At 75.0% G+C, this 13607-nt stretch carries 14 protein-coding genes and 1 pseudogene; 12 read left to right on the forward strand and 3 right to left on the reverse strand.

Translation table 11 applies throughout. From position 1 onward, the window contains the following. Positions 1–3: 3 nt before the first annotated feature. Genes GTR02_RS13545 through GTR02_RS13555 form a run of 3 tightly spaced genes read right to left on the reverse strand, consistent with a single transcriptional unit; the run spans position 4 to position 3539 of the window. Positions 4–1014, reverse strand: coding sequence for an ABC transporter transmembrane domain-containing protein (locus tag GTR02_RS13545; RefSeq protein ID WP_166608025.1), 1011 nt, complete (start codon positions 1012–1014; stop codon positions 4–6). After that, the gene (gene cydB, locus GTR02_RS13550) at positions 1011–2069 is read right to left on the reverse strand and encodes a cytochrome d ubiquinol oxidase subunit II (RefSeq protein ID WP_205709226.1); all 1059 of its coding nucleotides are present in this window, start codon (positions 2067–2069) and stop codon (positions 1011–1013) included. Before cydB ends, GTR02_RS13545 begins: the two co-directional genes overlap by 4 nt. Positions 2070–2078: 9 nt before the next feature. Beyond that, positions 2079–3539 (reverse strand): cytochrome ubiquinol oxidase subunit I, encoded by a 1461-nt coding sequence (locus GTR02_RS13555; RefSeq protein WP_166608026.1) that lies wholly within the window; start codon positions 3537–3539, stop codon positions 2079–2081. A 159-nt stretch (positions 3540–3698) separates the two neighbouring features. Between GTR02_RS13555 and GTR02_RS13560 the strand changes: the two genes are divergently transcribed. From GTR02_RS13560 to GTR02_RS13615, 12 genes and pseudogenes are all read left to right on the forward strand, one after another. Then, entirely contained in the window at positions 3699–4064 is a 366-nt protein-coding gene (locus GTR02_RS13560) for a BlaI/MecI/CopY family transcriptional regulator (protein ID WP_205709229.1), read from the forward strand. Further along, complete coding sequence (locus tag GTR02_RS24520) at positions 4061–5026, forward strand: M48 family metalloprotease (RefSeq protein ID WP_166608028.1); 966 nt, start codon at positions 4061–4063, stop codon at positions 5024–5026. The genes GTR02_RS13560 and GTR02_RS24520 overlap by 4 nt, the downstream gene beginning before the upstream one ends. Before the next feature lie 282 nt (positions 5027–5308). Next, positions 5309–5659, forward strand: coding sequence for a flagellar basal body rod protein FlgB (gene flgB / locus GTR02_RS13570; RefSeq protein WP_166608029.1), 351 nt, complete (start codon positions 5309–5311; stop codon positions 5657–5659). Between the two features lie 49 nt (positions 5660–5708). Next, entirely contained in the window at positions 5709–6104 is a 396-nt protein-coding gene (locus GTR02_RS13575) for a flagellar basal body rod protein FlgC (RefSeq protein ID WP_166608030.1), read from the forward strand. Positions 6105–6109: 5 nt separating this feature from the next. Next, positions 6110–6529 (forward strand): flagellar hook-basal body complex protein FliE, encoded by a 420-nt coding sequence (gene fliE / locus GTR02_RS24525; protein WP_205709227.1) that lies wholly within the window; start codon positions 6110–6112, stop codon positions 6527–6529. Next, positions 6529–8145, forward strand: coding sequence for a flagellar basal-body MS-ring/collar protein FliF (fliF, locus tag GTR02_RS13585; RefSeq protein ID WP_166608031.1), 1617 nt, complete (start codon positions 6529–6531; stop codon positions 8143–8145). The genes fliE and fliF overlap by 1 nt, the downstream gene beginning before the upstream one ends. A gap of 2 nt (positions 8146–8147) precedes the next feature. Next, positions 8148–9176, forward strand: coding sequence for a flagellar motor switch protein FliG (fliG, locus tag GTR02_RS13590; RefSeq protein WP_166608032.1), 1029 nt, complete (start codon positions 8148–8150; stop codon positions 9174–9176). Further along, complete coding sequence (locus GTR02_RS13595; RefSeq protein WP_166608033.1) at positions 9160–9942, forward strand: FliH/SctL family protein; 783 nt, start codon at positions 9160–9162, stop codon at positions 9940–9942. Before fliG ends, GTR02_RS13595 begins: the two co-directional genes overlap by 17 nt. A 95-nt stretch (positions 9943–10037) precedes the next feature. Further along, positions 10038–11366 (forward strand): FliI/YscN family ATPase, encoded by a 1329-nt coding sequence (locus GTR02_RS13600; RefSeq protein ID WP_166608038.1) that lies wholly within the window; start codon positions 10038–10040, stop codon positions 11364–11366. After that, the gene (locus GTR02_RS13605; RefSeq protein WP_166608034.1) at positions 11363–11812 is read left to right on the forward strand and encodes a hypothetical protein; all 450 of its coding nucleotides are present in this window, start codon (positions 11363–11365) and stop codon (positions 11810–11812) included. The genes GTR02_RS13600 and GTR02_RS13605 overlap by 4 nt, the downstream gene beginning before the upstream one ends. Beyond that, on the forward strand, positions 11809–12897 hold the full coding sequence (locus tag GTR02_RS13610; protein ID WP_166608035.1) for a transglycosylase SLT domain-containing protein: 1089 nt from the start codon (positions 11809–11811) through the stop codon (positions 12895–12897). Before GTR02_RS13605 ends, GTR02_RS13610 begins: the two co-directional genes overlap by 4 nt. Next, positions 12894–13607, forward strand: a pseudogene (locus GTR02_RS13615) (hypothetical protein); the annotation flags it as partial. The gene GTR02_RS13610 and the pseudogene GTR02_RS13615, both read left to right, overlap by 4 nt.

Raw genomic sequence — 13607 nt, forward strand, 5'->3', positions numbered from 1 at the left:
TCGTCATCCTGCTGGCCCCCGAGGCCGTCCGGCCGCGCCCGCGGAGTCGTGGAAGCGGGCCCCGACCTCGCGCAGCGGCCGGACGGCCTCGGGGGCCAGCAGGATGACGAGCAGCGCCGTGTGCAGGTCGAGCGTGCCCCCCGCCAGCCGCATGCCGGCCGTGACCGCGACCAGCCCGACCGACAGCGTGGCGAGCAGGTCCAGGGCGGTGGAGGACAGGAACGCCAGCCGCAGCACCGACGTGGTGGCCCGGCGGTGCGCGTCGGTGGTGGCCGCGACCGCCTGCACCTGGCGGGACGCGCGCCGGTGCGCGCGCAGCGTCGGCAGGCCGCGGACGACGTCGAGGAAGTGCGCCGCGAGGGTCTCGCCCGCCCGCCACTGCTCGTCGGCGCGGGCCTGCGTGGCCCGGCCCAGCAGCACCGCGAAGACGGGGACCAGGGGCAGGGTCGCGGCCACGACCACGGCGGACTCCACGTCCTGCACGACGAGCAGCACCAGGACGACCGGGGGCAGCAGCACGCCCGAGACCAGCGAGGGCAGGTAGCGCGTGAACCACCCGTCGAGGCTCGCGAGGCCCTGACCGGTGAGGGCGGCCAGCCGGGCCGTGCCGTGCCGCTCGGCCCACGCCGGGCCCAGCTCGACGACGCGGCGCACGAGGCGCTCGCGCAGGTCCGCGCGCACCGCGCTCGCCGTGGCCTGCGTGAGCCGGGCCAACGCCCAGGCCGCGACCGCGCGCGCCAGCACCGTCCCGGCCAGACCCGCCAGGGCGGCCCCCGCCGCCGTGCCCGACCACAGCGCGACCACGACGTCGGCGAGCGCGAACGCCTGCAGCAGCAGGAGTCCGGCGCTCGCGACCTCGACGGCCGCGACCGCCGCGATCCCGCGGCGGGCCGGGGCCGCGTGCCGCAGCAGCCGGGGGTCGACGGGACCGCGGGCGGGGCGGGCGGCGCCCGCGGTCGTCGTCGCCCTCGTGGTCGTCGTCGTCGCCGTCGTGGTGGCCGGGGTGCTGGTCACCGGGACACCGGCTCGGCCGGTGCGGCCGTGCCGCCCGGGGAGCGGCGCGGCGCCTGCACCGCGCGCGGGCTGGCGACGCGGCGGCGGAACACCCAGTAGGAGAACAGCTGGTAGGCGACGACGCCGGGCAGGACGACCACGCCGACGACCGAGATGAGCTCCAGCGCCTGCGGGGTCGCGGCCGCGGTGCGCAGCGCCACGTCGGCGCCGCCCGGCAGCGTCGTGGGCAGCAGGACCGGCAGGTGCGCCGTGAAGACGCCGACGACGGCCGCGGCGAGGGCGAGGGAGGTGGCCGCGAAGGCGACGGCCTCGTGCCTCGTCCAGGCCGCCAGGGCCGCGACGCCGAGCAGCGCGGCGGCGAGGGCGACGACGGGCTGGAGGGAGGTGACGACGGCCACCGCGGTGCCCGCGGCCGCCAGGGCGGCGCCGGCCACGGCCACGCGCCGCGCGCGGACCCGCAGGACCCCGGTGGTGCGCAGGCCCAGGAAGGTGGCCCCCTGCACGGCGGCCAGCAGCGGCCCGGCGACCGCGCCCAGCACCGCTGCCGGGGCCACCAGCGGGTCCAGCGAGCGGGTCAGCCCGCCGAGCACGCCGACGGAGTGGACCTCGCCGTCGGCAGCCATCGCGAGCCCCGAGACGAGGACGCCGAGGACCGCGCCCCAGCCGGCGGCGAGCAGCAGCGAGGACGTCGCGAGGACGGCGTCGCAGCGCGCGTGCCAGCGGGCCGAGTCGTGCTTGGCCCGGAACTCGATGGCCACGCCGCGCGCAGCGAGCAGCAGCAGGATCGCCACCATCGGCAGGTACAGGCCCGAGAGCAGGGCCGCGTACCAGTCGGGGAAGGCCGCGAACGTCACGCCGATCGCGGCGACGAGCCACACCTCGTTGCCGTCCCACACGGGCCCGACGGTGCGGACGACGGCGCCGCGCTCGGCGTCGTCGCGCCCCAGCAGGGGCGCGAGGAACCCGACGCCGAAGTCGAAGCCCTCCAGGACGAGGAACAGCACCCAGGCGCCGACGGCGACGGCGAACCACAGGACGGGCAGGTCGAGCGTCATGTCGTTCCCTCAGTAGGTGATCGCGACGTCGGCGGAGCGGGCCGCGGCGTCGTCGGCGGGACGGGCGGCCGGCAGCGTCGGCAGCCCCGCGTGCACCAGCCGCACCACGAGCGCCGTCCAGGCCCAGGCGAGCGCGCCGTAGACGAGCGTGAAGGCGACCAGCGAGACGACCACCTCCGGCACGGACAGCCCGGGGGAGACGCCGTCGGCGGTCTTGAAGAGGCCGAACACCAGCCACGGCTGGCGGCCGGTCTCGGTGAAGATCCACCCGAAGGAGTTCGCGGCCATCGGCAGCAGCGGCAGCACGGGCACCGACCACAGCACGCTCGTCGCGAGGCGGGAGTCCACGTGCAGGGGCCGGCCGCTGCGGGTCAGCCACAGGTGCACGAGCGCGACGAGCGCCGCCAGCATCCCGACGCCGATCATGAGGCGGAAGCTCCAGAACGCCGCGGGGATCCAGGGCGTGTAGTCGCCGGGGCCGAACTGCGCGACGTAGGCGTCCTGCAGGTCCTTCAGCCCGGAGACCTCCGCCGTGAAGCTGCCCTTGGCGAGGAAGGACAGCAGCCCGGGGACCTCGACGCTGAACGTGGGCCGGTCGGTGCCGGGCGGGGCGTAGGCGAAGATCGAGAAGGGCGCGGACGTCGTGGTCGAGTAGAGCGCCTCCGCCGCAGCCATCTTCATGGGCTGGACCTGCGTGATGACCTTGCCCAGCGCGTCGCCCGTGGCGGCCGTGGCGGCGCCCGAGACGAGGGTCACCCAGGCGCCCAGGCGCGACAGCGCCCGGAAGGCGGCGAAGTCCTCGGAGTCGGCCGCGTGGCCGCCGCGCACGAGGTGCCACACGCCGATCGCCATGACCAGGGCCCCGCCGGCCATGAGCGAGCCCGCCATGGTGTGCGGGAAGGCGGCGAGGTTCAGCGGGTTGGTCAGCAGCTCGGAGAAGCTGCCCAGCCGTGCGCGGCCCGTGGTCTCGTCGACGGTGTAGGCGACGGGGTTCTGCATGAAGGAGTTGGCCGCGAGGATCACGAAGGCGGAGATCGTCGTGCCGACCGCGACGACCCAGATGGTCGCGAGGTGCACCAGCCGGGGCAGGCGGTCGCGGCCGAACCACCACAGGCCGAGGAAGGTCGCCTCGAGGAAGAACGCGAGCATGCCCTCGATCGCCAGGGTGGGGCCGAAGACGTCACCGTAGAAGCGGGCGAAGCTGCTCCAGGACAGGCCGAACTGGAACTCCTGGACCAGCCCCGTGACGACGCCGACGGCGAACGTGGCGACGAGGACCTTGCCGGTCAGCAGGCTCAGCCGGCCCCAGCGCTCGCGGTCGGCGATCCGGCCGAACGGCGGGCGCCCGAACACGTGGGCCGTGGCCAGCAGGGCCGTGATGAGCGAGAGGCTGATCGACAGCGGGACGAACAGGTAGTGGTAGAGCGTCGTGACGGCGAACTGCAACCGGGTCAGGAGCTCGAGGTCCACGGGGGTCCTCCACGGGAGTGGTGGTGCGGGCGGCGGCTGCCGCCTGTACTACGACGTCGCGTCGTAGTACGACAAACTGTAGTACGGGTGGTGGCGTTCCTCCCGGCCGGGTGACGTAACATCGATCACGTGGCACTGGGTGAGCTCGAGCGCGATGTGATGGACCGGCTGTGGGGCGCCGGGCGCCCCCTGACGGTCCGGGAGGTCCACGAGGAGCTGGCCGCCCACCGCAAGATCGCCTACACCACCGTGATGACGGTCCTGGACCGCCTGGCCAAGAAGCACGTCGTGCGCCAGGAGCGCGAGGGCCGGGCCTTCCGCTACTCGCCCGCGGCCACGCAGGAGCAGATGGTCGCCTCGCTCATGCTCGACGCGCTGGGCGGCGTCTCCCGCGAGGACGACCGCCAGGCCGCCCTCGTCCACTTCGTCGGCGGCGTGTCCCCGGCGGAGGCCGCCGCCCTGCGCGAGGCGCTCGACGCCGTGACCGCCGCCGACCCGGCTGGGGACCCCACCGGACCGACGTGACCGCCGTCTGGTTCGCGGCGCTCGCTCTCGTGCTGGCGGGCCCGGTGCCCGCCCTCCTGGCCCGGGCGCGCTGGACCTGGCAGGTGCCGCGGGCGGCTCTCGTCCTCTGGCAGTCGATCGCGCTCGCCGCGGTCCTCGCGACGCTGGGCGCGGGCCTGGCCTCGCTGACGCTGCTGTTCACCGAGCAGCCCGGCTTCCCCTTCCTCGCCCGTCACGGGCTGCTGCAGACGACCCTCAACGGCCTGACGTCCTTCCTCGTCGCGGTCGTGACGATCCGCTTCTGGACCGTCGCGCTGCTCGTCGGCGTCCGCACCCGGCGCCGCCGCAACCGCCACCGCGAGATGGTCGACCTGCTGCACCGGCGCGAGAGCACGGGCGAGGTCGACCGGGCCGTGCTGGGCGAGTCCGGCGTGCGGGTGCTCACCGGCCCGGGGCGGGTGGCCTACTGCGTGCCCGGGGTGCGCGGCAACCGCGTCGTGCTCTCCGACAGCGTCCTGCAGCAGCTGACGCCCGCGGAGGTGCGGGCCGTCCTGGCCCACGAGCGGGCCCACCTGCGCGCGCGCCACGACCTCGTCCTGGAGGGCTTCACGGCCCTGCACGCGGCCTTCCCGCGCCTGGTGAGCTCGCGCTCCGCGCTGGACACGGTGCGGCTGCTGGTCGAGATGCTGGCCGACGACGCCGCGCGCGCCCGCGCCGGCTCGCTGCCGCTGGCCCGCGCCCTCGTGCAGCTGGCCAGCGCGCCCGGTGGCGAGGGCGAGATGGCCCTCGGCTCCGACGCCGCGACCCGCGTGCGCCGCCTCGCGCAGCGCCCGGCGGGGGAGTGCGCCGGCGGGGACCGCGCGCTGCCGCGCCGTCGCCTCGCCGTCACCGTCTACGCGGCCTCCGCCGTCGTCCTCGTCGCCCCCACGGCCGCCATCGCGGTGCCGTGGCTGCGCGCGAGCTGGGACGCGCTGACCGGCTGAGGGCCTCCGGCGGCCACGGGCGACGCCGCCGGCCGCTGCCCTTGCGGCGCAGGCTGTCCAGCGCGTCCGGGTGAACGTTGGGCCGTCCGGGTGACAGATGCGCCCCGGGCGGCCCAGAGCACGGATCCGCCACCTGGGCGCTCAAGATCCGGCGGGCGGACGCCGAATGAGGTGCTGTGGCGCAGGACGCGCCCAGCACCACAGGCCAGGGACCGGCCGCCGGACCAGATCGCACTCCTCGCCGACCACCAGGGTCGGTGAGGCCGTCGGAGGGTGGCCCCCGTGCCTGACATCACCACCATCGCGCTGCACACCGCGCTGAACGGTCTGCAGGCGCGTCAGCGTGCCATCGCCGACAACATCGCGAACATCAACACGCCCCACTACCTGGCGAACAAGGTGTCCTTCGAGGACTCCCTCGCCCAGGCCGTGGACAGCGGCAGCGCCGCGGGCGCCGCGACCGCCGGGATCCGCACCCGCAAGTCGCTGGAGCCGACCCGCGAGGACGGCAACAACGTGAACCTCGACGAGGAGACCCTGTCGAACATCTCGACGAAGCTGAGCTACGACACGGTCCTGTCGGCGATGAACTCCAAGTACACCCTCCTGAAGACCGCGATGGGCATGCGGTGACCGCGCGCCTCCTCCTCCCCCCGTCCGCCCCGACCTGGAGCAGCCGACCATGACGATCTTCGAGGCCATCGGCATCGCCGGGACCGGGGTCACGGTGAACCGCAAGTGGATGGACGCGGTCAGCGACAACCTGGCCAACATGAACACCGCCGTCTCGGCGGACGAGGACGCCTTCCAGGCTCGCTACGTCGTGGCCCGCGAGGCCGGCGACGGCAAGGGCGTGCAGATGGGCGGCATCGTCCTGGGCGGGACCGAGGGCCGGCTCGCCTACGAGCCCGACAACCCGCTCGCCAACGAGGACGGCTACGTCAAGTACCCGGACATCGACATGAGCACCCAGATGACGAGCCTGCTGATGGCGCAGCGCGCCTACCAGGCCAACCTGGCGGTCGTCGACCGGGCCAAGGACGCCTACCAGGCTGCGCTGCAGCTCGGGAAGGGCTGATCCCCGTGAGCATCGAGTCGATCGGCGGTGCCCTCGGCACCCAGGCCGTGGGCTTCGGCTACGACCTGGGCGACATGGACAACGCGCAGATGACGCGGGGCGTCAGCGACACGACGCAGACCTCCGCCACCGCGGCGTCCGCCCTCGGCGGTCCGCAGGCGATGAGCGGGCTGGAGGGGACGGCCGGAGTCGGGTCCTCCTCCGGCACCGACTTCGCCTCCCTGCTCTCCGGCGGGCTGGACAAGCTGCAGGGGCTGCAGTCCACGTCCGACGACCTGGCGCTGAAGGCGGCGACGGGGAACCTGACCAACGTGCACGACTACATGATCGCCAGCAACGAGGCCCAACTGGCGACCCAGCTCACCGCGGCCGTCCGCAACAAGGCCGTTGAGGCCTTCACCGAGATCATGAGGATGCAGATCTGATGGCCCAGGCGACCAAGGGTCCCGCAGCGATCGTCGAGGGTGCGAAGCGCTTCGCCACCGGCTTCAAGAGCTTCTCCGCCGGCCAGAAGGCCGTCGTCCTCGCGGTCGTCACCGCCCTCATCGTCGGCGGTGTCCTGTTCTCGCAGTGGGTGGCCAAGCCCACCTACACGCCGATGTTCTCGAACCTGTCCGGTGCCGACGCCTCCGCCATCGTGGAGCAGCTGAAGTCCGCCGGCGTGCCGTACGAGCTCAGCGACAACGGCGCGACGATCTCCGTCCCGCAGGCCGCCGTGTACGAGCAGCGCCTGCAGGCCGCGGCCGAGGGGCTGCCGGCGGACACGGAGTCCGGCTACGCCCTGCTCAACGAGCAGTCCGGCGTCACCACGTCGGAGTTCATGCAGCAGAAGAACTACCAGGAGGCGCTGTCCTCGGAGCTCGAGAAGACGATCGAGTCCATCGACGGCGTCGAGACCTCCAAGATCAACCTGGCCATGCCGGCCAAGAGCGTCTTCCTGAACGAGCAGGACCCGGTCACCGCGTCGGTGCTGGTCATGCTCAAGCCGGGCAAGTCGCTCACCAGCGACCAGGTCCTCTCGGTCGTCAACCTCGTCGCCCGCGGCGTCGAGGGCATGGACCCGAAGAACGTCTCCGTCGTCGACGGCAAGGGCAACACGCTGTCCACCGACGACTCCGGCGCCGGCGCCATGCAGCAGAAGACGGGCGACTACAACACCGCGGCGAGCGGCGCGCTGCAGCAGCAGCTCGAGGCCGTCCTGGGGCAGGGCAACGTCATCGCCACCGTCAACGCCACGCTGGACTTCGACGCCCGCACCTCCACCTCCAAGCAGTTCACGCAGCCCGACGGCGTCGACCCGATCGCCAGCAGCAGCTCCGAGGAGATCTACGACGGCGCCGGCAACCCCGTGGGCGGCGTCCTGGGCCCGGACAACATCCAGGTGCCCGCCGGTGAGGGCGCCGGCGAGGGCGGCTACACCAAGAAGGACGTGTCCGAGGAGAACGCGGTCAACACGGTCGAGGAGGTCACGCAGGCCGCGCCCGGGTCCGTCAAGCGCCAGTCCGTCGCGGTCGTCATCGACGCGACGAAGGCCGGTGCTGCGGACGTCAACCAGATCACCCAGTTCGTGACGAACGCGGCGGGTCTCGACCCGGGCCGCGGCGACACCGTGACGGTCACGAAGATGGCCTTCGACGCGAGCGCCGCGACCGAGGCGGGCGCCGCGCTGGAGGCCGCGCAGAAGGCCGAGGAGCAGGACGCCCTCATCGGCTACGCCAAGACGGCCGCGCTGGCCCTCCTGGTGCTGGTCATGCTGATCATGGTCCTGGTGGCCTTCCGCCGCCGCAAGGACGAGAGCGTGGACGTCCTGGACGTCAACGCCCCGCCGATCAGCCTGGGCGACATCACCGACGAGAACGCCGAGCCGCGGATGCTCGAGCAGGGCGTCCCGCGGCAGCGGATCGCCCTCGAGCCCGCCCCGGTCGACCCGGCCCTGGAGGCCGCGGCCGCCCGCCGCGACGAGGTCGTCGAGCTCGTGTCCCGCCAACCCGAAGAGGTCGCGGAGCTCCTCCGCGGCTGGCTCGCAGACCGGAGGAGCTGACCGTGCCGTCCACCGAGCTCGCCATCGCCCCGCTGACCGGGGCGCAGAAGGCCGCCGTGCTCCTGGTGCAGGTCGGCCAGGAGAACGCGGGCAAGGTCCTCGCGCTCCTGCGCCCCGCGGAGATCGAGGAGCTGACCGCGGAGATCCTGCGGCTGCGCGCCGTCGCCCCCGAGATCGCGGGGGCGGTGCTCGAGGAGTTCCACGGCATGATCGCCAACCCGCTGCGCGCGGGGGCCGGCGGCATGGACTTCGCGCAGGGCCTGCTGGAGGGTGCCCTCGGCGCCGACGGGGCCGCGGCCGTGCTGGGCCGGGTCGCGGAGTCCACCGTGGTGCAGCCGTTCCAGTTCCTGCACCAGGCCGACCCGCAGCAGATCCTCACGTTCCTCACCGGTGAGCACCCGCAGACGATCGCCCTGGTGCTGGCGCACCTGCGCCCGGACCAGTCCTCGATGATCCTCGGGGGCCTGGCGCCCGAGGTGCAGGCGGACATCGCGCACCGCATCGCCGTCATGGAGGGCACGTCCTCGGAGTACGTCCGGATGGTCGAGGACGTCGTCCAGCGCCGCACCTCCTCGGTGCTGCAGCCCAAGAACAACACCGCCGTCGGCGGCGTCAAGCCGCTGGTGGACATCATCAACCGGGCCGACCGCGGCACCGAGCGCAGCATCCTCGAGGGCCTCGCGAAGGTCAACGCGCCTCTCGCCGAGGAGATCCGCGCCCTCATGTTCGTCTTCGAGGACATCACGACCCTCGACGACCGGGCGATCCAGCTCGTGCTGCGCGGCGTGGAGACCGCGGACCTCGCCACGGCGCTGAAGGGCGTCAAGGAGGCCGTGCGCGACAAGATCCTGCGCAACGTCTCCGAGCGGGCGCGGGAGAACCTGCTCGAGGAGATCGACATGATGGGCCCGGTCCGCACCTCCGCGGTCGAGGAGTCCCAGACGAAGATCGTCCAGGTCATCCGCGGCCTCGAGGAGTCCGGCCAGATCGTCCTGTCGCGAGCCGGGAGCGAAGATGACTTCGTCTCCTGACCGCGGCTTCACCCCCGCGAGCACGGCCCCGGCCGCGAGCCCGCGGGTGTTCCTCGCGGCGCCGGCCGGGTCCCGCGGCGCGGGGCCGGCCGCGCCGCGGGAGCGGCCCTTCACGACCTTCGAGGTCCCGGGCGGCGCCGAGGTCGAGGCGATGCGCGAGTCCGCGCGGGCCTCCGGCTACGCGGCCGGGTGGGCGCGCGGCATGCAGCTCGCCTCCGAGCGGGCCGCGGCCGAGCGGGCCGCCGAGCGGGACGCGGCCGACGCGACCGCCCGGGCGCACGAGGCGCAGCGCCGCGCCGCGCTGGGACGGGCCACCTCGGCCGTCTCGGCGGCGGCCGCGGACCTCCTGGCCCGCGAGGAACCGCTCGTCGGGTCCCTCGCGGACACCGTGCTCGAACTCGCGCTGGACCTCGCGGGGGCCGTGCTCGACCGCGAGCTGGAGTTCGCCGCGTCCCCCGTGCGCGACGCCGTGGAGCGGGCCCTGCGCCCGCTGGCCCCCGGCATCGCCGTCACGGTGCGTGTGCACCCGGACGACCTGATCGCCCTCACGGGTGACGGCCTCAAGGGATCGGCGGCCGCTGCCGATGCACCGGGCGTGAGCTTCGTGGCCGACGGGGGCCTCCAGCCGGGTGACGCGATCGCCCGGCAGGGGGACACCGAGGTCGACGCGCGCCTGCGGGCGAGCGTCGCCCGGGCCCTCGACGCTCTCGTCAGCGGCCCGGACGGCGAGTCCGGCGTCGTGGAGGAACCCGTCACCGCGGCCTGACCGCCGGTCGCCGGGGGCCTCGTCCGAGCAGCACGAGCAGCAGGGGAGCAAGCGTGGGCGGGACGACGCTCGTGTCGAGCCGGTTGGCCGGCGACGTGCGGGACGTGCTGCGGGGGCAGGTGGACCGCGCCGTCGACGCCGCCCGGCCGCTCGTCAGCGGTCGCGTCAGCTCCATCGTCGGTCTCTCCGTGGAGGTCTCGGGGATCGCGGCGGCCGTGGGGGAGACCCTGTGGCTCGGCCGCGCGGGTGACGCGGCCCGCATCCCCGCCGAGGTCGTCGCCGTCGAGGACGGCCGGCTGCGCTGCCTGCCCCTGGGCCACCTCACGGGCCTCGCCGCGGGCGCGCCCGCCGTCGCGACCCGCCGCCCCTCGACCGTCCCCGTCGGCCCCGCCCTGCTCGGCCGGGTCGTCGACGCGCTCGGCAACCCCCTCGACGGCGGACCGCCGCTGCTGGGGGCGCCCCGCTCGCCGCTGCACGCGGCACCGCCGCCCGCGCTCTCGCGCCAGCGCGTCGCCAGCCCCCTCGGACTGGGTGTGCGCGCCCTCGACACGCTCGTGCCGGCCGGCCGCGGCCAGCGCTTCGGCATCTTCGCCGGTTCCGGCGTCGGCAAGTCCTCGCTGCTGTCGATGATCGCCCGCGGCACCGCGGCCGACGTCTCCGTGCTCGCCCTCGTCGGTGAGCGCGGCCGCGAGGTCCGCGAGTTCCTCGAGGACGACCTGGGGGCCGAGGGCCTCGCGCGCTCGGTCGTCGTCGTCGCCACCTCCGACGAGGCGCCCATGCTGCGGCTGCGCGCCGCCATGACGGCCACCGCGGTCTCGGAGTCGTTCCGGGACCTGGGGGCCGACGTCGTCCTCATGATGGACTCCCTGACCCGCGTCGCCATGGCGCAGCGGGAGATCGGGCTGTCCGTCGGCGAACCGCCCGCGACGCGCGGGTACCCGCCGTCGGTGTTCGCGCTGCTGCCGCGCCTGCTGGAGCGCGCCGGGCCCGGCGTCGTCGGTTCCATCACCGGCATCTACACGGTCCTCGTCGACGGCGACGACCACAACGAGCCGATCGCCGACTCCGCCCGCTCGATCCTCGACGGCCACGTCGTGCTGGACCGCAAGCTCGCCACGGCCGGGCACTTCCCGACCATCGACGTCCTCGACTCCGTCTCGCGCGTCGCCGGCCGCGTCACCAGCAAGGAGCAGCGGGCCCTGGCCACGACGCTGCGCCGCGTGCTGGCCGCGCACCGCGACGCCAAGGAGCTCATCGAGGTCGGCGCCTACCAGCCCGGGGCGAACCCCGACGTGGACGCCGCCGTCGCCGCGCTGCCCGCCATCAACGCCTTCCTGCGCCAGGACATCGACGAGATCACCCCCGCCGAGCAGGCCTGGGCGCAGCTCGCCCGGCTCGCCGCGACGCTCGGGGGCGGCGCGTGAGCGCGCGCGCCATCCTCGCGCTGCTGAAGCTGCGCAAGGTGCAGCAGGAGTTCGCCAAGGGCGAGCTCGCCGCCGCCAACGCCGTGCTGCGCAACCGCCAGCGCAGCGCGGCCCGCGTGCGCCACGAGCTCGGCCAGGCGCACCTGTCCGACGAGAGCATGCTGGCCTGGACCGCCGGCGTGGCCCGCCGCGCCGCGCTCGTCGCCGACCTCGACGCCACCCGCGCGCTCACGGCCATGGCCGAGAGCGAGGTCGGGCAGCGGCAGGCCCAGTGGGCGCGCGCCCGCCGCGCCGAGCGCTCGCTGGAGCGCCTCGTCGAACGGCACGAGATCGCCCAGGAGCAGGCCGCCCTGGCCGCCGACCAGAACGCGCTGGACGACCGCACGGTCGCCGAGTTCGCCGCCCGCGCCCGCCGGCGCGCCCGCCGGGAAGGGAACGACCTGTGAGCCCCGTCGCCGAGGTGCAGGCCCGCATCGCCGAGATCCAGGACCGCATCGCCTCCTTCGCGGCCGCCAACCCCTACGCCCGTCCCGCCTCGCTGCGGACGGCCCCGGCCGAGACCCCGGCCGCTGCCGAGGCCGCGACCGGTGACTTCGCCAGCGTCCTGTCCTCCTCGGGCGGGTCCGTCGTGCGCGGCGCGCGCGCCGTCGACCCGGGCTACGGGGCGAGCGGCACGACGGGGGAGCAGCTGCTCGCCACGGCGAGGAAGTACCTCGGCGTGCCGTACCTGTGGGGTGGCACGAACCCCGACAAGGGCCTCGACTGCTCGGGGCTCATCCAGACCGCGGCCAAGGAGCTAGGGATCACGCTGCCCCGCACCGCCGCCCAGCAGGCCGGGGCCGGCGTCGAGGTGCGCGGCGGGCTCGCCAACGCCAGGGCCGGCGACCTCGTCGTCCTCGAGAACGGCCACCACATCGGCATCTACGTCGGGGACGGGCAGATGCTGCACGCCCCGAAGACGGGCGACGTCGTGAAGATCTCCAAGGTGTGGGAGACCCCCATGACCATCCGCCGCCTCGGCACCACGGCGGCCACCGCCGCGGCGGGCGCGGGCCTCGCGGCCGCGGCGCTGCTCACCCCGGCGGCCGGCAGCAGCGCCTCCGACTACGTCCGCCCGGCGGGGCTCACGAGCCCCGTCGCGAGCACCGCGAAGTCCGCGCCGTACGACGCCGCGTTCACGGCCGCCGAGCGGAAGTACGGCCTGCCGTCGGGTCTGCTGTCCGCGGTCGCGAAGCAGGAGTCGGGCTACGACCCGAGGGCCAAGAGCCCCGCGGGGGCCCTCGGGCTCATGCAGTTCATGCCGGCCACGGCCCGGGGCATGGGCATCGACCCGATGAACCCGGCCCAGGCCATCGACGGTGCGGGCCGGCTGCTCAGCGCGCACGTGAAGACCTTCGGCACCGTCTCGCTCGCGCTCGCCGCCTACAACGCAGGCCCGGGCAACGTCCGCAAGCACGGCGGCATCCCGCCGTTCCCGGAGACCCAGAACTACGTCCGCAAGATCACCGCCAGCCTCGGAGGCCTCGCGTGAGCACCCCCACGATCGCCGTGCTGCCCGTCGCCACCGCGGCCCCCGCCGCTCCCGCCCGCGCCGGCGGCGAGCGCGGCGCCGGCTTCGCGGAGTCCTTCGACCAGGCGGTCGCGGACCTCGGCGCCGGGACCGGGGGGAGCGCCGGGGACGCCGACGCGCACGGCCCGGCCGCGCCGCCGCCCGCCCCGCCGGCCGTGGACCCCTCGCTGGTCGGGCTCGGGCTGGCCACGCTCCCGCCCCGCGCGCTGCCGGCGCTCGTGCCCGCGACGGTGGCCGGGCCCCCCGCCGCGGCGGCCGCGCGGCTCGCTCCCGGGCCCGGCGACACCGCCGGCGCCCCGGGGCTCACCACCGCACCGGAGGGTGCGGCGACGCGGCTGCCGCTGCCGCTGCCCGTCCGCCACGCCACCACCCAGCCCTGGACGACGGAGCCCGCGACCTCGCAGCCGGGGAGCCCGCAGCCCGGGACGACCCAGCCCGGGACGACCCCGTCCGGGACGGTCCCGCCCGGGACGGTCCAGCCGTGGTCCTCCGCGCCGCGGACGACCCAGCCCTGGGTCGACCGGTCGGGGACGACGGGGACGACGGGGACGACAGGGACGACGGGCACGACGGTGCCGGCCTCCCTCGTGAGCGCACCGGCCGCGGGCCCCGCGGGTGCCGCCGCGGCGGCGGCTCAGCCCGCCCCCGGCGCTCCCGGCGCGGCACTGCCG

The organism is Kineococcus siccus, from assembly GCF_009906795.1.
In the GTDB taxonomy this organism is placed as follows: Bacteria; Actinomycetota; Actinomycetes; order Actinomycetales; family Kineococcaceae; genus Kineococcus; species Kineococcus siccus.

Coding starts and splice junctions, on each gene's coding strand:
- cydB (WP_205709226.1), bottom strand. CDS start 2,069: ATGACGCTCGACCTGCCCGTCCTGTGGTTCGCCGTCGCCGTCGGCGCC.
- GTR02_RS13560 (WP_205709229.1), top strand. CDS start 3,699: ATGGACCGGCTGTGGGGCGCCGGGCGCCCCCTGACGGTCCGGGAGGTC.
- GTR02_RS13575 (WP_166608030.1), top strand. CDS start 5,709: ATGACGATCTTCGAGGCCATCGGCATCGCCGGGACCGGGGTCACGGTG.
- fliF (WP_166608031.1), top strand. CDS start 6,529: ATGGCCCAGGCGACCAAGGGTCCCGCAGCGATCGTCGAGGGTGCGAAG.
- GTR02_RS13595 (WP_166608033.1), top strand. CDS start 9,160: ATGACTTCGTCTCCTGACCGCGGCTTCACCCCCGCGAGCACGGCCCCG.